We start from the raw sequence: 19,854 nt of genomic DNA on the forward strand, positions 1-19,854 counted from the left end.
TTTAATCTAAAATAGAAATATTATTTTGAAAAAAATTTTAATTACCGGAGCTGCAGGGTTTCTAGGCTCGCATTTATGTGATAGATTCATCAAAGAAGGGTATTATGTTGTAGGTATGGATAATTTTATAACTGGCAACAAGAAAAATATAGAACATTTAAACGGATTAAGTAATTTTGAGTTCGTTGCTCATGATGTTACTAATTTCATTGAACTGAGAGGAAAGCTAGATTATATATTGCATTTTGCCTCTCCAGCAAGTCCAATAGATTATTTAAAAATACCAATTCAAACCTTAAAAGTAGGCTCTATAGGAACACATAATTTATTAGGATTGGCATTAGCAAAAAAAGCACGGATTTTAATTGCTTCAACATCCGAAATCTATGGAGATCCTTTGGTGCATCCTCAAACAGAAGATTATTACGGCAATGTTAATACTATTGGTCCTAGAGGTGTTTACGATGAAGCCAAGCGCTTTCAAGAATCTATAACCATGGCATACCACAGGTTTCATGGATTAGAAACCCGTATTGTTAGAATTTTTAATACATACGGCCCGAGAATGCGATTAAACGACGGTAGAGTAATACCCGCATTTATGGGGCAATCACTTCGAGGAGAAGATTTAACTATTTTTGGAGACGGATTGCAAACGCGCTCCTTCTGTTATGTGGACGATCAAGTAGAAGGCATTTATAGATTGTTGTTAAGCGATTATACCTATCCTGTTAATATTGGTAATCCTCACGAAATTACTATTAAAGACTTTGCAGAAGAAATCATAAATCTTACAGGCACAAAGAATAAAATCGTTTATAAAGATTTACCGGTCAATGACCCATTACAGAGGCAACCAGATATCTCTTTAGCAAAAAAAATATTAGATTGGGAGCCTAAGGTGCAAAGAAAAGAAGGTATGGCTATAACTTTTGATTACTTTAAAAGTTTAAGTAAAGAAGAACTTTATAAAAGTGAACATAAAGATTTCTCTGAATTTAAAAAGCCTAAAAAATGGAATACATAAGAGGAAGGTATTCTTGGGTAATAAAACCTATGTTGATGATTTATGATGTATTTATCATAAATCTTTTTTCCTTTTACATGTTAAGTTTTAATAATGAGGAGCTTCATTTCTTCTCGTACCAATGGCTAAATAACAAGTATTTACTCTATGGGATATATTCTGTTGTGTTTTGGCTTTTATCATCATACTTAGTTAAGTTTTATCATGTTTATCGCTATACATCTCCCTTTAACATTATTTCATTATTGGTCAAACAATTTATTGCTTATACAGTTATAACGTTTGCTTTTATAGGGATTTTTAGAAGTATAGATTTAGAAGCGTTCGTAACATTTAGGTATTTAACCAATTCTTTCTTGGCAATAGCATTAATGAAGTTTTTAAGCTATTATGCTCTAAAGTTCGTCAGATCCTATCTAAAAGGGAATTTGCGAAATGTTTTAATCATTGGGAGTAGCGAAGCAGCTAAGGAGCTTAGTGAAGTATTTCTAAAAAAAAAGGAGTTAGGGTATAATCTAAAAGGTATTTTTAGCGATGCGAAAGAAGATTATAAATTTTCTGGAACAGTTAAAGATTGCTACAAATTTTTGGACAAGCACTCAGATATTGACGAAATTTATTGCGCAATTGACGAATTGAGCGAAAAGGAGGTTACTAAATTTATACAATATTCCGAAAAAAATAAAAGCAATATTAAATTCATTCCAAGTACGGACAAAATTTTAACCACAAGATTAAAAACCGATTATTATAGTTATTTACCAGTACTTTCTCTTCAAGAAGTGGCCTTAAATAATGAAATAAACAAGTTTATAAAAAGGAGTTTTGATGTGGTGTTTTCGCTTTTCGTTATTATTTTTATAATGTCTTGGTTATCTGTTATCCTGTTTATTTTAATAAAATTAGAATCTAAAGGCCCGTTATTTTATAAACATAAGAGACATGGCATAAATTATAAAGAATTTTACTGTTACAAATACAGATCGCTAAGAACAACCAACGAAGTGCAAGGCACCTATGTACAAGAGAACGACCATCGCCTTACTAAAATTGGAAAATTTTTGCGAGAAACCAGCTTAGATGAACTGCCTCAATTTTTTAATGTTTTAAAAGGAGAGATGAGTGTTGTCGGTCCTAGGCCGCATATGCTATCTTATACAGACGACTATTCAAAAATAATAGACAAGTATAATTTTATGTTTAGACATAATGTACAACCTGGCATTACAGGATTTGCGCAAGTAAATGGTTTTCGAGGCGAAATTAAATCAGATAGCGATATTATCAATAGAATAAAATATGACATCTTTTATATTGAAAACTGGTCTTTACTTCTAGATATAAAAATCATTTTTCAAACTATAATCAATATTATTAAAGGAGATAATAACGCCTATTAATGCAAATTAACGCGCATAAAGTTTCGATAATAACTGCTACGTATAATTCCGGGTGTTTTATAGCGGAAACCATCCAAAGCGTTTTAAACCAAAGTCATACTAATTGGGAATTACTGATTATAGATGATGCTTCAACCGATAATACCTTTCAAATAGTTAATGCTTTCTCAAAGGCAAATTCTAAAATTAAGGTGTTTCAAAATACGGTAAACGAAGGAGCCGCTATAACCAGAAATAAAGGTGTTAAGGCGGCAGAAGGAGATTATATAGCCTTTTTGGATGCAGATGACCTATGGAAGCCAAATAAGTTAGAAAAACAACTCGACTTTATGATGAAGCATAATTGCGATGTAAGTTTTTCTAGTTATGATTTAATGGATGAAGAAGGAAAACCACTAAATAAAACAGTAAAGGCATTACCAAAGTTAAGCTACAGAAAGTTTTTAAAATGCAATTACATAGGCAATTTAACAGGAATGTATAACGCTAAACATTTAGGGAAAATATATGCACCCAATTTACGCAAACGCCAAGATTGGCTGCTATGGCTCAATGCTGTAAAAAAAAGTAGTACACCAGCTTTAGGAATGGATGATGCTTTAGCTGTGTATCGGGTTAGAAAAAATTCAATCTCATCAAATAAGTTCAATCTTTTAAAGTATAATTATTTGGTTTTCAAAAAGGGCTTGGGGTTTTCAACGCTTAAATCCGTTTATTATTTAAGTGTTTTTTTATTCGAATATTTTTTCGTGAAATCTAAACAAACGGTTACTTTATCAAAGACGTAAATTGCTTCAACTTTCCTCCTTTAGTTCTTTTTAAATGATCTTTTCTTTCAAAAATTGTATCTAATCCAGGTTCTAAATAAGTTTCAATCGCTTTTTCAATCGCCCTTATTTTTTCTTCAGAGAGTTCTTTTTTACTGGTATAGCTTATCTTAAAAGCATTAATTTTTTGTTGTTCAATAATAAATTCCTTAACGTTTGCATCATTTTCGATAACGGTTTTAGTGACATAATAAAATGTTAAACCTGCTGCTTTTTTTCCGCTAGGCAAAACAACAATATCATTGGTTCGTCCTACGATACTTTTAAGAATAGGGGATTTAATAGTGCTGCTTTCATCTAAAGACCCAATATCTCCAATATCGTACCGAATAAAGGGATGCGCTAAATTATAAAGCGATGTAATAATAATTCGCCCCTCACTCCCCAAAGGAACTGGTTTATCGTTTTCATCGAGAATTTCAACACATAAATCTTCGGTATTTACTTGCCATTCGCCTTGTTTATTGTTGAAAGCAATCAATCCCAATTCAGCAGATCCATATTCATTAACAATTGGAATTCCAAATTGAGTTTCTAAAAGTTGCTTGTCGTTTTCAAAAAGCATTTCTGCCGTAACGATACACACTTTTAAACTTGGACAAATATCCTTGAGTATAATTTCTTTTTCTTTTAAATATTTAGCAAATTGAACAATAGCGCTGGTATAGCCATTTAGATATTCAAACTTAGTTTTTTTGAACTTTTCAATGTTTTTATCAAATTCAGTTGAACTTAAATCAAAAACCGAAAACCGAAACCGATTGCCCAAAAAGTCTTTAAATCGCTCTTTGTAATAACCTATTCCATTTAACGGAATTCCGTAAAAACGTGCTTGTTTAGAAGTAGCTGCATTAATATCAAACCACCTGTATTTGTCTATGAAATTTGCCCATGATAAGGCATGCGCATATTTATCTTTTGCAAAAATCAAAGGTGCCCCAGATGATCCTGATGTTTTGTGTAAATGACAGTTTTTTGGTGTAAACCCTTCAGATAAGCGTTCTTGTAAAGGTATTTGTAAATCTGCTTTCGAAATTACAGGAATCTCATTCCAATTAGAAGTTTCTGTCCCTTTTAAAAATTCTTTATAGAATGGATTGTTTTTCAAATGATAATCAACAATTTCAGTCTTTTTATTTTCCAAATATGCATTATAATCTCCAATATTTTTACTTTGAATAGCAGCCAAATCTCGTTTCGCTTTCCCAGTAGGAAAACCTTTTAGCTTTAAGGAAATATTAAATAAATTCACACTAATTCAGATTATTTGTAAAGTAAATAAAAAATATTCGTGTATTCGTGGCATTAATTTTATTTTTGCGCAAATAATGCATACTATGAATATCTTAATACTAGGTTCTGGCGGAAGAGAACACACATTTGCTTGGAAAATTGCACAAAGCGACAGCTATAAAAACTTATTTGTGGCTCCAGGAAACTCTGGAACTGCTCAGGTGGCTACAAATGTAAATATTAGTGTTACGGACTTTGCCGCCATTAAAGAATTGGTTTTAGATAAGCAAATTGACCTAGTTGTTGTAGGGCCAGAAGATCCTTTGGTACAAGGTATTCACGACTATTTTTTAAATGATGATGCTATAAAGCATGTGTCTGTAATAGGCCCACAAAAAGTAGCAGCGGAACTTGAGGGCAGTAAAGAGTTTGCCAAAGAGTTTTTATACCGTCATAATATTCCAACTGCAGCTTATGAAAGTTTCACTAAAGAAACTGTCGAAAAGGGATATGCTTTTTTAGAAACATTAAATGCACCTTATGTACTTAAAGCAGACGGATTAGCAGCAGGAAAAGGTGTTGTTATTTTAAACGATTTAAACGAAGCCAAAGCTGAATTAAAAAGCATGTTAGTTGATGCTAAATTTGGAGCTGCAAGTACAAAAGTGGTTATTGAAGAGTTTTTAGATGGTATAGAACTAAGTTGCTTTGTATTGACCGATGGCGAAAATTATAAAGTATTACCAACCGCGAAAGACTATAAGCGTATAGGTGAAGGTGATACTGGCTTAAATACAGGAGGTATGGGAGCGGTTTCTCCAGTACCTTTTGCAACAGATGAGTTTTTAAATAAGATTGAAGAATGCATTGTAAAACCAACTGTAGATGGCCTCAAAAAGGATAATTTACCATATGTTGGGTTTATCTTTATAGGATTGATAAAAGTTGGAGACGACCCAAAGGTTATTGAGTACAATGTACGTATGGGCGATCCAGAAACTGAAGTGGTATTTCCAAGGCTTAAAAATGATTTGGTTGAAGTGCTTCAAGCTATGGCAAATGGGACTTTAAATCAAATAGAAATTGAAATAGATGAGCGTGCTGCAACAACAATTATGTTAGTTTCGGGAGGATATCCAGAAGGGTATGAAAAAGGCAAAGAAATTACAGGGATAGAACATATTACAGATTCAATTCCGTTTCATGCAGGCGCACAGTTAAAAGATGGTAAAGTAGTGACTTCAGGAGGTCGCGTTATGGCAATAACGTCATACGGAGAAACGTATCAAGAGGCCATAAAAAAATCTTACCAAAGTATAGAGAAACTACATTTTGATAAGATGAATTATCGTAAAGATATTGGTTTCGACTTGTAAATTTAATTTACAAAAACGAGTGGGACGAAATACTTTTGTCGTCTTCGTTATTGTCATTAAATATTTTTAGTTGCTTCATCCAATACACCATAGCAACAATTCCGATAATGACAAAAATCCAAGAAATTAAATTTGCTAGCCACCAGTTTTCTAGCTCTAAAGCTCTTAAGGCGTCTAGTGGTGCAAAAAGCACATCAACAAATAAATCCTGTATTGCGTAAAAGAAGTCTTTCATCTGTTTAAAATTTTTTGATTTTTTTAGAATGTTCAAAAAATTTGAATACATTCAGTAACTCATATAAATTTTAATCATTCATTTTTATGAATTTTGAATGATGAAAATTCATATTCGTTTCATGATTAGTATATTTACGAAGCAAAAATACAAAAAGAGTTAATGATAACAAGCATTTTTAGTAAATCTAAACCGATAAATTTTATAATTGTCTTTTTTATCATTGGTTTAGCATGTGCTGTAGCTTATTTCAAAATTGAAAACAACGCCATTAATATTGGCAATGCTCTAAACGTGGGCGGTCTTTTTGTAGTGAGTTACTTCTCAATGTTGGTTCTGAATTTCATATCCAGTAAGAACAATTTAACCAGAACCAACAACTTTGAAATACTACTTTATGGCTTGTTTTTACTGCTTATTCCTTATGCAACATTAAATTTATCTGTAATTTTATCGAATATTTTTTTGTTATTCAGCTTAAGAAGAATCATAAGCTTACGATCTCAAAAAAATGTAAAAAAGAAATTGTTTGACGCTGCATTTTGGATTACCGTGGCATCTCTGTTTTACGTCTGGACCATTCTTTTTTTCATTTTAATGCCAATAGCTGTAAGATTATATACAGATAATAAAATTAGAAATTGGATCATCCCTTTTGCTGGTTCTCTCTCGGTTTTACTAATTGCATACAGCGTTTGTGTGATCATTGATTTTGATTTGATGGCATATGTTTGGAATGGTTTTCAACTAAGTTTTGATTTCAGCAGTTATAATACAGTTTCTTTTTTAGTAGGACTTACATTGCTGTTGTCCTTTGGGGTTTGGTCGTTATTCTTTTATATAAAAAGTATTAATGAAAAGAAAAAAGCGCTTCGTCCAGCATTGTATATTATAATGCTGGTTGTTATTATTTCTTTTTTGGTTATAGTGATTGTGCCTCAAAAAACAGGAAGTGAATTTTTATTTATGTTCGCGCCATTGGCAATAATCATCACAAATTATATTGAAATAATAAAGGAAAGATGGTTCAAGGAAGTGTTTCTCGCCACTTTAATTATAGTGCCATTTATTTTATTATTACTGTAGTTTTACTCCAAATGCCAAATCTCCAGCATCTCCCAAACCTGGGATGATATACCCTTTATTATTAAGCGTTTCATCAATAGCGGCTATCCATAAATGAGTGTTTTCTGGAAAAGATTTAGATACAGTATCAATACCATTTTTTGCGCCAATAACACTTATTAAATGGACTTCTTTGGGTGTTCCGAAGGGTTTTAAAGCTTCAAAAGTAGCAACCATAGATTGTCCTGAGGCCAGCATGGGGTCTGCCAGAACAAGTGTTTTTCCCTCTAAGTTGGGGCAGGCTAAATAGTTAACAATTATCTCGAAACTTTCTGGATTTTTCTTGTGATGTCTATAAGCAGAAATAAATGCGTTTTCAGCTTTGTCAAAATAATTTAACAATCCATGATGTAAAGGTACTCCAGCTCTAAGAATGGAGCATAAAACAATGTCGTTGTTAAAAAGATTGGTGGTGCTTTTACCAAGAGGTGTTGCTATGGTTTTAGAATGATAGTTGAGCGATTTACTCATTTCATAACCTAAAATTTCCCCAATACGCTCAATATTTCGCCTAAAACGCATGCTGTCTTTCTGAATGGTACTATCTCTAATTTCTGAAATGAATGTATTTAATATTGAATTTTCTTTGGAAAGGTTGTGAATTTGCATCTACGAAGGGTGTTTTTCAATAGTAAAGTTAACCAAAAAATAAAGTATATTTGTGTTCTAAATTAAATGCAATATGTTTACTACCAAGGCGAATAAGATATTCCAAGACGTTATAGAAAAGTACCACGTTATTAATACTGTAGATCAACCATTTGAAAATGCGTATCCAAAAAGCGATTTATTAGAGCATTTATTATACAGAAAATGTTGGATTGATACTGTACAATGGCATTATGAAGACATTATCCGGGACCCTCAAATAGATCCAGTTGCAGCCTTAACTTTAAAGCGAAAAATTGATGCCTCTAACCAAGACAGAACAGATATGGTGGAGTATATTGATAGCTATTTTCTTGAAAAATACAAGGATGTTTCAATAAAACCTGGAGCAACAATCAATACTGAAAGTCCTGCTTGGGGCATAGACAGATTATCTATTTTGGCATTAAAAGTATATCATATGAACGAAGAAGCAACTCGAAAAGATGCTTCTGATACCCATAGAGCAGCTTGTCAGAAAAAATTGGATATTTTATTGGAACAACGTGTAGATTTATCTACTGCTATTGATACATTATTAAAAGATATTGAAACTGGCGATAAGTATATGAAAGTATATAAGCAGATGAAGATGTATAATGATGATGAACTGAATCCTGTATTGCGTTCCCAGAAGTAAAATTCCTGCGTAGGCAGGAATCTCTAACAGAAAAAAGAGTTTAATCTTTTATTAACCAACGGTTATATGACGGAGAATAAGACCCTTCAGGTTTCAAAAACCTGAAGGGTCTCAAAATATTAAAGGTTGCACACTAAATCTATAAAACACATCCTAGTCATTCGTCTCTCATCAATGGGAGATGTTGCCATGACTGTTCCCGTACTTCGAGCAGTTACAGAGCAATACCCGGAATTAAAAATCACAGTTTTAACACGCGCATTTTTCAAACCTTTTTTTAGAGATTTAAAAAATGTGGAAGTAGTTTCTGCCGATGTTAAAGGCGAACATAAGGGCGTTTTCGGACTTTATAAATTAGCAAGACAGCTTAACAAAGGAAACCGGTTTTACGCCATTGCCGATTTACATAGCGTTTTAAGAAGTAAAATTTTAAAACAATTTATAAGGTGTAGCAGGTTTGTTTCCATAGACAAAGGGCGTGGAGAAAAAAAGGCGTTGACCTCTGGTAAAATTTTCAAACAACTTAAAACCACGCATCAACGGTATGCAGATGTTTTTGAAACTTTAGGCTATAAAATTGATTTAAGCAATCCCGATTTTCCAAAATCACAAGGATTAAGCGATAAAATTTTTAGGATTGTCAATAGAGATTCCCAAAGATGGGTAGGCGTAGCTCCTTTTGCGGCACACGAAGGAAAAATGTACCCTTTGGATTTGATGGAAAAGGTCATTGAAAAAGTATCAAAAAAATACAAAATAATTTTATTTGGTGGCGGAATGCAAGAAGTAACTCTTTTAGATACTATTGAAAGCAACTATGAAAACGTTTATAGTGTTGCCGGGAAATTAACACTAGATGAAGAACTTAATTTAATTTCGAATTTAGATGTCATGCTTTCTATGGATTCTGCTAATGCGCATATTGCTGCCATGTTAGGTATAGAGGTTATTACCATTTGGGGTGTAACACATCCTTTTGCTGGGTTTGCGCCTTTTAATCAGCCTGAAGATTATGCATTGCTTTCAGATAGGGGAAAATATCCTTTGATTCCAACTTCGGTTTACGGCAATAAATTCCCGGAACATTACAAAGAGGTTTCAAGAAGTATAGCTCCAGAAACCGTTGTTAAAAAGGTTAAGTCTGTTGTTGGAGCCAATATAGAGAGTTATTAGAAGCCTCCACTAAAAAATAAAGACATCATTTATCACTTTTTCCTTTTGTCCTGAGGATATTAAACATCATCATAGTCCACTACAATCTCAGGTGTTGTTGGATGCGCTTGACAGGTCAAAATTAAACCTTCAGCAACTTCACTTTCGGTTAAAATATTATTTTGGCGCATAGTGGCGCTACCTTCCTTAACTCTAGCCAAACAACTACTACAAATGCCACCTTGACAAGAATAAGGCGCATCAAGATCTTCGTCGAGTGCAGCTTCTAAAATGGTTTGTTTGGCAGACATTTCAAAAGAAGTTTCTTCATCATCCACAATTACGGTAATTTTTGTTTTTCCAGAGATTTCGGAAGTTTCTTTTCGAATTTCCGCAGGTTTTGCCGCTTTAAATAATTCAAAGTGAATCCGTTCTTCAGCGATGCCATGTCCAGTTAAAACATCTTTAACGGTATGTATCATGGGTTCAGGGCCGCATAAATAAAAGGCGTCCACCTCAACATGTTTATGCTGGTTTTTCATCACATAATTAACCGTGCTTTTCTCAATTCTACCAAATATAGCATTGTCTTCATCTGTTTGACTAAATACAAACTGTACGGAAAAACGATCTTTATAGCGGTGTTGCAACTCTAAAAGCTCATTTAAAAACATGGTGTCTTTGGTGGACTTATTGCCATACACCAAAATTACCTTGCTATGCACTTCTTCTTCCAAAGCACATTTAATGATGCTTAAAACAGGGGTAATACCGCTACCAGCAGTAAACATAGCAATGTTTTTGGTTTTTTTATCATTCGGTTCAAAGATAAAACGGCCTTTTGGTGGTGCAATTTCTATACTATCGCCAACTTTTAAAGTATTGTTTGCAAATGCTGAAAATGTACCGTCTTTAACCTCTTTAACAGCAACCTTTAATTCCCCACTTTTAGGAGATGAACACAGCGAATAGTCTCTGCGAACTTCATTGCCTTCTATTGTAGTTCTTAATGTAATGTACTGTCCGGCTTTAAAACTGAAAGTCTCTTTTAAGTTTTCGGGAAGATTGAAACTAATGCTGATAGCTTTATCAGTTTCTCTAGTGATATTTTTTATAGAAAGTTTATGGAATCCGGACATGTTTTGTTTTTTTTCAAAAATAATGAAGCCATAGCATTTTATCGGTAATTTTTGATAAAAAAATAATACCTAATACTTTTATGCATAAGAAATTTATGTATATTTGAATACCGATGAAAAGTGCAAATTTGTATAAGGGTAGTTTAACCACCATCATTTTAAAGCTCTTAAACGAGCATGATAAAATGTATGGTTATGAAATTACGCAAAGAGTAAAAGAAATTACTAAAGGAGAGCTTCAAATAACAGAAGGCGCACTTTACCCCTCTTTACACAAACTTGAGGCTGAGGGATTATTGGATGTTGAGTTTGTAAGAGTGAATAATAGACTGCGGAAATATTATAAGCTTACGGAATTAGGTACAAAAGAAACGGTCAACAAATTGGCAGAACTAGAAGATTATATACGAACTATGCGCGCTTTGGTAAATCCTAAATTTAGGTTTGAAGAATGAATAGTTTAAAAGCTGAAAATATTGAGTTTATCGATAATTACCTAAAAAATTCAGGAGTGCAATTTGTTGATGTTCGTTTAGAAATGATAGATCATGTCGCTTCTGAAATTGAAGCAAAAATTAATGATGGCAATAAGAGTGGTTTTTATAATATTTTTAAAAATTATATGATTTTAAATAAGTCTAATCTTTTAAAAACCAACGCTAAATATTACCGAATTGTAGATAAAAAGATTTTTAGGCATTTTCTAAGAAAAGCATTGTCATTGCATGGCGTCTTTATATCTGTAATTATAATTCTAAGTTGGTCTTTTTTGGAACGTATTTTAGACAAATCACAAATGGATTATTTTCTAAGTAATGCACCACTATGGATTATTATTTCATTTTCAGTAATTTATTTTGTTATTGTTTGGCGAAGAAAAAATCGTTATTCTGCTCTTGAAAGAATTGGGTTTTACATTATGATTCTTGGTCAGATTGTTAATTTTTCGCTTTACAAGAGAGACTTCTCTATTTTGAGTGATGCCAATAACTACTTGTTCATGAAATTATCTGTATCTGCATTAGTGTTCAGTTTAATTATATTGACCTTTTCAGTTTTAGAATTCAAAAAAAGCTATCAACTTAAGTATGAAACTATCAATTAATTTCGTTCTTAATATTTAGAAGAAAAACCTGTAACATTTATCATTACATTTATACTAATAATCAAAATTCACATTAATTTTTAAAAACAAAACATGAAAAACCTAGTACTAGCATTTGTATTATTATCTGCCATTTCAATTCAAGCCCAAGACACTTCAGAATTTAAAACCGAAACCATTGAATTCATTCAATTAACAGGAGCTACCAAAGCTTTTGATGAAGCCATAAATCAGATTGGTGCTATGGTTTCAGAAGAAAACAAAGAAGCTTACACTAAAGAAGCTAAAGCAACATTAACGGGATTGTATGCTAAAATGTCTGAACTTTACATGGCCGAATTTACTCGAGACGAAATTCAAGAATTGGTAAAATTCTATAAAACAGATTTAGGGAAGAAGTTAGCAGGAAAACAACTATCATTGGCTCAAAAAGGCATGATGATGGGACAAAGTTGGGGTATGGAAGTGCAGGGTATTGCACAGAAATATAATTAAATGATTAAGCATTTTTTAAGTTTAGAATGGAAATCGTTTTATAGATCTGCCAGTTTCGGTAAGAGTTTAGGGGTAAAACTATTAATGGTTTTTTTTGCACTATACTTAATAGTATCATTTTTGGCGGTAGGCGTAGCGTTATATCCAGGACTTAAAAAATTGTTTCCAGAACAAGACCCTTTAAATAGTGTAAACAACTATTTGTTTTACTGGATTTTGGGCGATTTAGTGTTTCGGTTTTTCTTTCAGAAATTACCAGTAATGAGTGTAAAGCCTTTATTGACTTTACCTATTAAAAGATCTAAGGTTGTCAATTTTGTTTTAGGGAAATCGGCATTGTCGTTTTTTAATTTTTTGCCATTATTTGCTATAGTGCCATTTGGAATTACACTTTTACTAAACGCCTATCCGTCAAGTTCTGTCTTAATCTGGATGCTTGCCCTAGGTATTACAACTTTAATCATCAACTATCTTAATTTTATAATTGAAAGTTTTTCAGCAGAAACAGAACTCTCTTTTTTGCCTGTTATTTTATTTACCGGAGGTTTTTATGCGCTAGATTATTTTAATATCATATCCTTTACCAGTATTGTTGCAAGTGGGTATAATGCTATTTATAACAGTCCATATATTATTGTTGTTCCAATTTTAATTTTAGGTGTGCTTTATGTCGTCAATTTTAAACTGTTATTAAAAAAACTCTTTTTAGATAGCGGATTAAAAACAGCAGTTAAAGAGGTAAACGCTTCAAATTTAGAATGGACCAAAAACTTTGGAGATATAGCACCATTCATGCAATTGGATTTAAAATTGATGTGGCGTAATAAACGGACAAAATCATCGGTATGGATGCTGGTAATTGGTTTGTTGTATGGTCTGTTTATTTATCCGCAGCCACAGTTTCGAGACATAGAATTCTTTTTTATTTTCATCGGTATTTTTTCAACAGGTATCTTTTTAATGAACTTTGGTCAATTCGTGCCAGCTTGGGATAGCAGTTATTATAAATTACTAATGACTCAAAATATCAAATACGAACAATATTTAAAATCGAAATTTACATTAATGGCGCTAAGTGTTGCTGTTTTGTTTGTTTTGGGAATTCCATATGTGTATTTCGGGTGGAAAGTTTTATTCGCACATTTTGCAGGTGCCATCTATAATATTGGTGTCAATACGCATGTTATTTTACTGGGAGGCTCTTACAATCGTAAAAAAATAAATTTAGATGAAAAAGCGGCATTTAATTATCAAGGCACAGGTGCTGTACAATGGCTTATCGGTATCCCTTTATTACTATTACCAATGCTAATTTTTGGTATTCTAAATTGGCTATTAAGTTTTGAAATTGCGTGTTTAGTCTTAATAGTAATGGGCGTTTTAGGCATTGTGTTTCATCAAAAAATAATGCGATTTATTACAGGCAAATACTTAGCCTCTAAATATAAAATGATTGCAGCTTTCGATCAAGAGAATTAATAGAATAACATCATGATAACAACATCTAATTTATCAAAAAAATACAGCGAAAATCAAGTTTTATATATTGAAAATTTGGACATTCCAAAAGGACAAAGTTTTGGCTTGGTGGGAAATAATGGTGCAGGTAAAACGACATATTTCAGTTTATTATTGGATTTAATTCAACCTACAACAGGCCATATTATTTCAAACAATATTCAAGTGAACAAAAGTGAAGATTGGAAACCGTTCACATCTGCTTTTATAGACGAAAGCTTTTTAATTGGCTATTTAACACCCGAAGAATACTTCTATTTTATAGGCGAATTAAGAGGGCAAAATAAAGCCGATGTTGACAAACTCGTCTCTCAATTTGAAGACTTTTTTCATGGCGAAATTCTTGGGAAGAAAAAGTACTTACGCGATTTAAGTAAAGGTAACCAAAAGAAAGCAGGAATAGTAGCAGCACTTATTGGAAATCCAGAAGTAGTAATTCTAGATGAGCCTTTCGCAAACTTAGACCCAACCACGCAAATTAGGTTAAAAAGTATAGTAAAGGATTTAGCTGAAAAACAAGGTGTTACGGTTTTAATTTCAAGTCATGATTTACAACACGTTACCGATGTTTGTGAACGTATTGTGGTGTTAGAAAAAGGAGAAGTGGTTAAAGATTTAATTACCAATGAAGCGACTTTGAAGGAATTGGAGGTGCATTTTGCGAATTAATTAAATTTGAACTTTGTTAACGATTGATGAAATATTAAAATGATTTCATACTCCGTGAAACATTCTAAATATAGTGGAAAAACAATCCAATAAACCATATTAAAATAATTGTATCTTTGAATAGTGGAAAAAATTGGAGACATAGAAATCCGAGTAGTAGGGAAATCAGGCAATCAAAGTTTAAGTCCTGACAACTATGATATTAAGCATATTGCAACAATTTTGCAAAATGTGGAGGACTTACTATACCCTAATAATAAGAAAGATAGACCAATCATTACTTATGATATTCAAGAAGGTTCGGTCAGACATTTGTTTAAAACAACTATTCAGACAGTAATCGGTTTTAGTGCTGTATTAGGGCAAATTAAAGCCAATGAATCTATAGATTTTTTAGAATTAAAAACAGGTAGAGCAATTGAGAATATTCAAAATTTATCACGTCAAAAAAATTATGAATTTCAAATAAAAACTTCTCTCAAAGACGACTATGAATTAACAATAAATCCTTCAACTAAATATTTTAGAACAGAAAATATTTGGGCCGAGGCAGAATTCTACTTTTATGGTGTCTTAAAAGATGCTGGAGGAAAAAACAAAGCTAATATCCATTTAGATACAGAAGATTATGGGTATTTATCAATTGAAACTGGAGAAGAATTTTTAAAGGAGAGAGAAGAGAATTTATTGTATAAAAAATTTGGTGTTAGAGCGAGTGGAAAACAAAATATTGAAACTGGTGAAATTGATACAAAGTCTCTTTCTTTATTAGAACTAATTGATTATCAGCCAAAATTCGATAGTGACTATCTAAATTCACTAATAAAAAAAGCCAAGAAAAGCTGGAATAACATTAATCCTGACGAGTGGTTATTAAATTTAAGAGGCGGATATGAAGCATAGTGTTTTATTGGATACAAGCTTTTTTATTCGACTACTTAATGACGAAGACCCACTTCACTCGAATGCTGTTGGTTATTTTAAATATTTCTTGGAAAATGAAATAGCGCTAAAAATTTCTACAATTAGCATTGCTGAATATTGTGTTCTTGGAGAACTCGAAGATTTACCTCTAAAAAATATCCAAATTGTTCCATTTAACTTAAAAGATGCTGAAAAGACAGGTAAATTTGCAAAAATTATTTTTACGGAAAACAAAATCAACGTGGAAAAACTATCACCGCGGGCGATAATTCCTAATGATTCAAAACTTTTTGCTCAATGTGATTTAGATAAAACTATTAGTCATTTCGTAACTTCCGATGTTCGTTCAAAAAATACTTTGGATTTATTAAAGAAAGGAACTAACCCAAAATTCGATATAATTAGTATTGATATTCCATATACAGAAACATTCGGGATTTTAGATTTATAAAAATACATATATTTCAACTTGGTTGAAATTAGAAGGGTTCAACCCCAAATATTTTTAAATTTCCACAGTAAACAAAACATCAAAATCCCCAAAAGTCAATTCAAATTCTAGGTTAATCGAAAAAGATGCTTATTTTTACCTGCTTACATAATATATGTAGCACTTTGTAGTTAAATTGTTAGATAACCAAACATTCAGGTATTGAAAGCATATTTTAAACCTATATCATTAATCATATTGGCTGTTATTGTTATAACAAGCTGTTCTCGTAAAAAAAACAAGTTTGTAAGCAGAAATTTTCATGCTGTTACTGCGGAGTATAATGCGCTGTACAATGGCGATATCGCTTTAGAACAGGGAAAGAGTAGTCTTAATGCCAGTTATCAAGACGATTATTGGGACATTCTACCTATTGAGCGCATGCAAATAGACGAAGACGTTATTCTGCCTGGGCAGTCTAAAAACGAAAACTTTAGTCGCGCCGAAGAAAAAGCAGCAAAAGCCATTCAGAAGCACAGTATGAACATTGAGGGTAAAGAGTATAATCCGCAAATGGATGAAGCTTATTTACTGCTGGGAAAAGCACGCTATTTCGATCAGCGTTTTGTGCCAGCTTTAGAAGCATTTAATTATATTTTGTATAAATATGCTGCAAGTGATAAAATCAATCAGGCTAAAGTTTGGAGAGAGAAAACCAACATGCGTTTGGATAATGACGAATTGGCGATTAAAAACTTAAAACGCCTTTTAAAACAAGAAGATTTAGAGGGGCAAGATTTAGCCGATGCTTCATCTACATTGGCGCAGGCATATCTCAATACAAAAATAATTGATACTGCAATTACACAATTGGAAATAGCATCGAATGCCACAAAAAATAATGATGAACGTGGGCGTTATCGTTTTATTCAAGGGCAGTTATACAACAAACTAGGTTATAAGGACAGCGCAAATATTGCTTTTGATAAAGTGATAGACTTAAACAGAAAAACACCTAGAATCTATATGATTAGTGCACATCTGGAAAAGGTAAAGAACTTCGATTACGAAAATGGCGATAAACTAGTTTTGGCCGAATTATTGGAAGAACTAGAAACCAATAGGGAAAACAGACCGTTTTTAGATAAAATTTACCATCAAATTGGCGCACATCATTTAAAAAACGAATCTATTGAAATAGGTATGCGCTACTTTAACAAATCATTGCGCACCAATTCAAGAGACGAGCAATTAAAGGCTAGAAACTATGAGATTTTAGGCGATTTAACATTTGACAAACGCTTATATGCCGATGCAGGAGCATATTACGATAGTACGCTTAGTAATTTAAAATTAAATTCCAAACCTTACAGAACCATCAAGCGAAAGCGGGATAATTTAGAAGATGTAATTTATTATGAAGGTGTTGCAAAAGTAGATGACAGTATTTTAAGATTTGTAAATCTATCAGATGCCGAAAAGCTATCTTATTTTGAAGCGTTTGTCAATAAACTGAAAGAAAAAGCCAAAGAAGAAAAAGAAAGGGCCGAAGCTGCAAAACGTAATACAGGTTTCGCCACCGTAAATAATAAAATCGGAACTAGAGCGGCAAATCAGGGTAAACCTGGCGCTCCCGGACAGGCAGCGGTTTTTTATTTTTACAACCCCACTACTGTTGCTTACGGAAAGAATGAATTTTTGAAAACATGGGGAGACAGACCTTTGGAAGATAACTGGAGATGGTCTAATAAAGCCATGTCAGAAGGAGCAAATACTGGTGCAACTGCCGATATTACTGCGAATGCTTCGGAAGACGAACTATTTGACCCTCAGTTTTATATTTCAAAAATTCCTTCGGAAGAAAAGGAAATTGATAGTATTTCTAAAGAGCGCAATTACGCATACTACCAATTGGGGTTGATTTATAAGGAGAAGTTTAAAGAATACAATTTAGCAAAAACGAAGTTTCAAAATTTATTGGAAAGCAATCCAGAAGAACGATTGATATTGCCTTCAAAATATAATCTTTACAAAATTTATGAGATTTTGGGTGAAAATGATGAAGCTTCAATTGCTAAGGATGAAATTATTTCGAAATATCCAGAAAGCAGATATGCAGCTATTTTGAGTAACCCAGACTCGGTATCTCTAAAAGATGAAAGCAGCCCAACTGCACTTTATGAAAAACTATATGAAGTTCATGTAAACCAGGACTATCAAAAGGTAATTGATAAAAGTGAAGCATATATTAAAGCTTTCGACGGAGAACCGATCGTGCCAAAATTTGAATTGTTAAAAGCTACAGCAACTGGCCGTTTATATGGTTTTGAAGATTATAAAAAAGCCATAAACTATATTGCAGTTACTTACGCTAATACTCCCGAAGGGCAACAGTCTCAGCGCATGGTAACGGAAATGCTCCCAAAACTGGAAAGCAAAGAATTTGTTGGCGATAGTATTTCAGATAATTTTAAGGTTGTGTTTAAATTTGCGAGTAATAAGCCCGCTAAAATAGAGGCTTTTAAAACCACTCTAGATGATGTTTTAAAGCATGTAATCTATTATAGATTAAACAGTTCTGAGGATGTTTACGATACAAATACTACCTTTGTAGTAGTACATGGATTGAGTAATGCACAAATAGCAAAAACGTTTCATCAAATCTTATTGGATAAAGATGTTAAAAAAATAAAAGAACCTTATTTTGTAGTGTCGTCTTCAAATTATCAAATACTTCAAATCCATAAAAATTTAGACACCTACTTAAACCTTAATAATAACTAAATCAAGACGTTATGTTTTCTGATACTAAAAAAGATAAACCAATGATTGAAAATACATCAAACCAAAACATTATAGCCCAAGGCACCAAAATTGTTGGAGACTTTAATAGTGAAGGCGATTTTAGAATAGATGGTGTTATAGAAGGCAATATAAAAACAACAGGAAAATTGGTTGTTGGAAAAGAAGGCTATATAAAAGGGACTTTACAAGGGACAGACGCTTATTTTGAAGGTAAATTTTCTGGAAAACTCTCTTTATCTGGAACGCTAACCTTAAAATCTTCAGCATTTATAGAAGGAGAAGTTATTGTAGGTAAACTTGCCGTGGAGCCAGGAGCTACTTTTAATGTAACCTGTGTTATGAAAGGCACCGTAAAAGAAATGAACAATGGCGGACAGCAACAACAAACCCAACAAAAAAAACCAGAAACCGGGAAAACAGCTTAAAAACGTAGCTATCTTATCTGGTCTTGGAATTCAGATGGGTGTAATTATATACCTATTCGTTATCCTTGGAAAATGGCTGGATGGTAAATATAATGATGGAGATAAAGGCTTCATTATAATTATGACACTACTGGGTGTCGGACTTTCATTATACACAGTTGTAAAACAACTCAATCGAATTAAATATTAAATGAGTAATCCTTTTTTAAATTTTTCACTAAAGGCAATTGTAATATTAACAGTTGTTTTTGGCGTTCATATTTTTGTCCTCAATAATTTAGATTCACCTCTTTTTGAAAATAGAATTGTGCTTTCCTATGTTGTTAATTTGATATTGGTCATAACTATTTTTGGTGCGCTTTACCTTTTGAAAAACAAATATGAAAGTCAATTAGGGTTTTTGTTTCTATTTGGAAGTGCTTTAAAATTTGCCGTATTTTTTATTGTTTTTTATCCATTTTATAAATTAGATGGAGCTATTTCTAAGCTAGAGTTTGCAGCTTTTTTTGTGCCTTATGTATCTGGCTTGATATTAGAAACAGTAAGCCTTAGCAAATGGTTAAATAGCATGGGTAAAACCACTCCGTAATCAGCTAAAAAACATATCATGAAATAAAAAGCGAAATAATTTTTGTTTTTGATATAAAAACCTAACTTTGCACCGATTTTTAAGCCACTATT

Annotated in this window: 22 protein-coding genes; 18 read left to right on the top strand and 4 right to left on the bottom strand. The window is 32.6% G+C overall.

Annotation, left to right across the window (positions count from 1 at the left end; genetic code table 11):
• Positions 1-25: 25 nt before the first annotated feature.
• The 3 genes from ABXQ82_RS01365 to ABXQ82_RS01375 are packed head-to-tail and all read left to right on the top strand — an operon-like array spanning position 26 to position 3,215.
• Positions 26-1,027, top strand: coding sequence for a UDP-glucuronic acid decarboxylase family protein (locus tag ABXQ82_RS01365; RefSeq protein WP_367053752.1), 1,002 nt, complete (start codon positions 26-28; stop codon positions 1,025-1,027).
• Positions 1,015-2,427, top strand: a complete 1,413-nt coding sequence (locus tag ABXQ82_RS01370; protein ID WP_367053754.1) for an exopolysaccharide biosynthesis polyprenyl glycosylphosphotransferase — start codon at positions 1,015-1,017, stop codon at positions 2,425-2,427. The genes ABXQ82_RS01365 and ABXQ82_RS01370 overlap by 13 nt, the downstream gene beginning before the upstream one ends.
• Positions 2,427-3,215 (top strand): glycosyltransferase family 2 protein, encoded by a 789-nt coding sequence (locus tag ABXQ82_RS01375; protein ID WP_367053756.1) that lies wholly within the window; start codon positions 2,427-2,429, stop codon positions 3,213-3,215. The genes ABXQ82_RS01370 and ABXQ82_RS01375 overlap by 1 nt, the downstream gene beginning before the upstream one ends.
• On the opposite strand, the gene ABXQ82_RS01380 is transcribed toward ABXQ82_RS01375, so the two are convergent.
• Entirely contained in the window at positions 3,196-4,506 is a 1,311-nt protein-coding gene (locus ABXQ82_RS01380) for a phenylacetate--CoA ligase family protein (RefSeq protein ID WP_367053759.1), read from the bottom strand. The genes ABXQ82_RS01375 and ABXQ82_RS01380 overlap by 20 nt on opposite strands.
• A gap of 85 nt (positions 4,507-4,591) precedes the next feature.
• On the opposite strand from ABXQ82_RS01380, the gene purD reads away from it, so the two are divergent.
• Complete coding sequence (purD, locus tag ABXQ82_RS01385; protein WP_367053762.1) at positions 4,592-5,863, top strand: phosphoribosylamine--glycine ligase; 1,272 nt, start codon at positions 4,592-4,594, stop codon at positions 5,861-5,863.
• Between the two features lie 7 nt (positions 5,864-5,870).
• Here purD and ABXQ82_RS01390 read toward each other — a convergent pair whose 3' ends face one another.
• Positions 5,871-6,098, bottom strand: coding sequence for a uracil phosphoribosyltransferase (locus tag ABXQ82_RS01390; RefSeq protein WP_367053765.1), 228 nt, complete (start codon positions 6,096-6,098; stop codon positions 5,871-5,873).
• Positions 6,099-6,260: 162 nt separating this feature from the next.
• On the opposite strand from ABXQ82_RS01390, the gene ABXQ82_RS01395 reads away from it, so the two are divergent.
• Positions 6,261-7,184 carry a DUF6427 family protein gene (locus ABXQ82_RS01395; RefSeq protein WP_367053768.1) on the top strand — a complete coding sequence of 308 codons (924 nt, stop codon included), beginning with the start codon at positions 6,261-6,263 and terminating at the stop codon, positions 7,182-7,184.
• Here ABXQ82_RS01395 and upp read toward each other — a convergent pair.
• Positions 7,176-7,832, bottom strand: a complete 657-nt coding sequence (upp, locus tag ABXQ82_RS01400; protein ID WP_367053771.1) for a uracil phosphoribosyltransferase — start codon at positions 7,830-7,832, stop codon at positions 7,176-7,178. The two genes, ABXQ82_RS01395 and upp, sit on opposite strands and share 9 nt — an antisense overlap.
• A gap of 73 nt (positions 7,833-7,905) precedes the next feature.
• Here upp and ABXQ82_RS01405 point away from each other — a divergent pair, with 73 nt between their 5' ends.
• The gene (locus ABXQ82_RS01405) at positions 7,906-8,511 is read left to right on the top strand and encodes a DUF4254 domain-containing protein (protein WP_367053774.1); all 606 of its coding nucleotides are present in this window, start codon (positions 7,906-7,908) and stop codon (positions 8,509-8,511) included.
• A 174-nt stretch (positions 8,512-8,685) separates the two neighbouring features.
• On the top strand, positions 8,686-9,684 hold the full coding sequence (locus tag ABXQ82_RS01410) for a glycosyltransferase family 9 protein (RefSeq protein WP_367054020.1): 999 nt from the start codon (positions 8,686-8,688) through the stop codon (positions 9,682-9,684).
• A 59-nt stretch (positions 9,685-9,743) separates the two neighbouring features.
• Here ABXQ82_RS01410 and ABXQ82_RS01415 read toward each other — a convergent pair whose 3' ends face one another.
• Entirely contained in the window at positions 9,744-10,802 is a 1,059-nt protein-coding gene (locus ABXQ82_RS01415; RefSeq protein ID WP_367053777.1) for a ferredoxin--NADP reductase, read from the bottom strand.
• Between the two features lie 113 nt (positions 10,803-10,915).
• On the opposite strand from ABXQ82_RS01415, the gene ABXQ82_RS01420 reads away from it, so the two are divergent.
• From ABXQ82_RS01420 to ABXQ82_RS01470, 11 genes are all read left to right on the top strand, one after another.
• A complete protein-coding gene (locus tag ABXQ82_RS01420; protein WP_367053781.1) occupies positions 10,916-11,257 on the top strand; it encodes a helix-turn-helix transcriptional regulator in 342 nt (113 codons plus the stop codon).
• The gene (locus tag ABXQ82_RS01425) at positions 11,254-11,907 is read left to right on the top strand and encodes a hypothetical protein (protein ID WP_367053784.1); all 654 of its coding nucleotides are present in this window, start codon (positions 11,254-11,256) and stop codon (positions 11,905-11,907) included. Before ABXQ82_RS01420 ends, ABXQ82_RS01425 begins: the two co-directional genes overlap by 4 nt.
• 93 nt (positions 11,908-12,000) lie before the next feature.
• Positions 12,001-12,402 carry a DUF2059 domain-containing protein gene (locus ABXQ82_RS01430; protein WP_367053787.1) on the top strand — a complete coding sequence of 134 codons (402 nt, stop codon included), beginning with the start codon at positions 12,001-12,003 and terminating at the stop codon, positions 12,400-12,402.
• Entirely contained in the window at positions 12,403-13,881 is a 1,479-nt protein-coding gene (locus ABXQ82_RS01435; protein WP_367053790.1) for a DUF5687 family protein, read from the top strand.
• A 12-nt stretch (positions 13,882-13,893) separates the two neighbouring features.
• The gene (locus ABXQ82_RS01440; RefSeq protein ID WP_367053793.1) at positions 13,894-14,589 is read left to right on the top strand and encodes an ABC transporter ATP-binding protein; all 696 of its coding nucleotides are present in this window, start codon (positions 13,894-13,896) and stop codon (positions 14,587-14,589) included.
• Between the two features lie 123 nt (positions 14,590-14,712).
• A complete protein-coding gene (locus ABXQ82_RS01445; protein WP_367053796.1) occupies positions 14,713-15,492 on the top strand; it encodes a hypothetical protein in 780 nt (259 codons plus the stop codon).
• Positions 15,482-15,964 (top strand): hypothetical protein, encoded by a 483-nt coding sequence (locus tag ABXQ82_RS01450; RefSeq protein ID WP_367053799.1) that lies wholly within the window; start codon positions 15,482-15,484, stop codon positions 15,962-15,964. The genes ABXQ82_RS01445 and ABXQ82_RS01450 overlap by 11 nt, the downstream gene beginning before the upstream one ends.
• 201 nt (positions 15,965-16,165) lie before the next feature.
• Complete coding sequence (locus ABXQ82_RS01455) at positions 16,166-18,727, top strand: hypothetical protein (protein ID WP_367053802.1); 2,562 nt, start codon at positions 16,166-16,168, stop codon at positions 18,725-18,727.
• A gap of 11 nt (positions 18,728-18,738) precedes the next feature.
• On the top strand, positions 18,739-19,173 hold the full coding sequence (locus ABXQ82_RS01460; protein ID WP_367053805.1) for a polymer-forming cytoskeletal protein: 435 nt from the start codon (positions 18,739-18,741) through the stop codon (positions 19,171-19,173).
• The gene (locus ABXQ82_RS01465; RefSeq protein WP_367053808.1) at positions 19,115-19,363 is read left to right on the top strand and encodes an AtpZ/AtpI family protein; all 249 of its coding nucleotides are present in this window, start codon (positions 19,115-19,117) and stop codon (positions 19,361-19,363) included. Before ABXQ82_RS01460 ends, ABXQ82_RS01465 begins: the two co-directional genes overlap by 59 nt.
• Positions 19,364-19,762, top strand: a complete 399-nt coding sequence (locus ABXQ82_RS01470) for a hypothetical protein (RefSeq protein WP_367053810.1) — start codon at positions 19,364-19,366, stop codon at positions 19,760-19,762.
• Positions 19,763-19,854 lie beyond the last annotated feature (92 nt).

Origin of the sequence: Algibacter sp. 2305UL17-15, assembly GCF_040720935.1 — a bacterium.
Taxonomy (GTDB): domain Bacteria; phylum Bacteroidota; class Bacteroidia; order Flavobacteriales; family Flavobacteriaceae; genus Jejuia.

Bases quoted from the DNA above. Each gene is read 5' to 3' on its own strand.
- ABXQ82_RS01450 (WP_367053799.1), top strand. From the start codon at position 15,482: ATGAAGCATAGTGTTTTATTGGATACAAGCTTTTTTATTCGACTACTT.
- upp (WP_367053771.1), bottom strand. From the start codon at position 7,832: ATGCAAATTCACAACCTTTCCAAAGAAAATTCAATATTAAATACATTC.
- purD (WP_367053762.1), top strand. From the start codon at position 4,592: ATGAATATCTTAATACTAGGTTCTGGCGGAAGAGAACACACATTTGCT.
- ABXQ82_RS01370 (WP_367053754.1), top strand. From the start codon at position 1,015: ATGGAATACATAAGAGGAAGGTATTCTTGGGTAATAAAACCTATGTTG.
- ABXQ82_RS01375 (WP_367053756.1), top strand. From the start codon at position 2,427: ATGCAAATTAACGCGCATAAAGTTTCGATAATAACTGCTACGTATAAT.
- ABXQ82_RS01430 (WP_367053787.1), top strand. From the start codon at position 12,001: ATGAAAAACCTAGTACTAGCATTTGTATTATTATCTGCCATTTCAATT.
- ABXQ82_RS01460 (WP_367053805.1), top strand. From the start codon at position 18,739: ATGTTTTCTGATACTAAAAAAGATAAACCAATGATTGAAAATACATCA.
- ABXQ82_RS01425 (WP_367053784.1), top strand. From the start codon at position 11,254: ATGAATAGTTTAAAAGCTGAAAATATTGAGTTTATCGATAATTACCTA.
- ABXQ82_RS01465 (WP_367053808.1), top strand. From the start codon at position 19,115: ATGGCGGACAGCAACAACAAACCCAACAAAAAAAACCAGAAACCGGGA.
- ABXQ82_RS01420 (WP_367053781.1), top strand. From the start codon at position 10,916: ATGAAAAGTGCAAATTTGTATAAGGGTAGTTTAACCACCATCATTTTA.
- ABXQ82_RS01435 (WP_367053790.1), top strand. From the start codon at position 12,403: ATGATTAAGCATTTTTTAAGTTTAGAATGGAAATCGTTTTATAGATCT.
- ABXQ82_RS01405 (WP_367053774.1), top strand. From the start codon at position 7,906: ATGTTTACTACCAAGGCGAATAAGATATTCCAAGACGTTATAGAAAAG.
- ABXQ82_RS01410 (WP_367054020.1), top strand. From the start codon at position 8,686: ATGGGAGATGTTGCCATGACTGTTCCCGTACTTCGAGCAGTTACAGAG.
- ABXQ82_RS01470 (WP_367053810.1), top strand. From the start codon at position 19,364: ATGAGTAATCCTTTTTTAAATTTTTCACTAAAGGCAATTGTAATATTA.
- ABXQ82_RS01440 (WP_367053793.1), top strand. From the start codon at position 13,894: ATGATAACAACATCTAATTTATCAAAAAAATACAGCGAAAATCAAGTT.
- ABXQ82_RS01415 (WP_367053777.1), bottom strand. From the start codon at position 10,802: ATGTCCGGATTCCATAAACTTTCTATAAAAAATATCACTAGAGAAACT.
- ABXQ82_RS01390 (WP_367053765.1), bottom strand. From the start codon at position 6,098: ATGAAAGACTTCTTTTACGCAATACAGGATTTATTTGTTGATGTGCTT.
- ABXQ82_RS01395 (WP_367053768.1), top strand. From the start codon at position 6,261: ATGATAACAAGCATTTTTAGTAAATCTAAACCGATAAATTTTATAATT.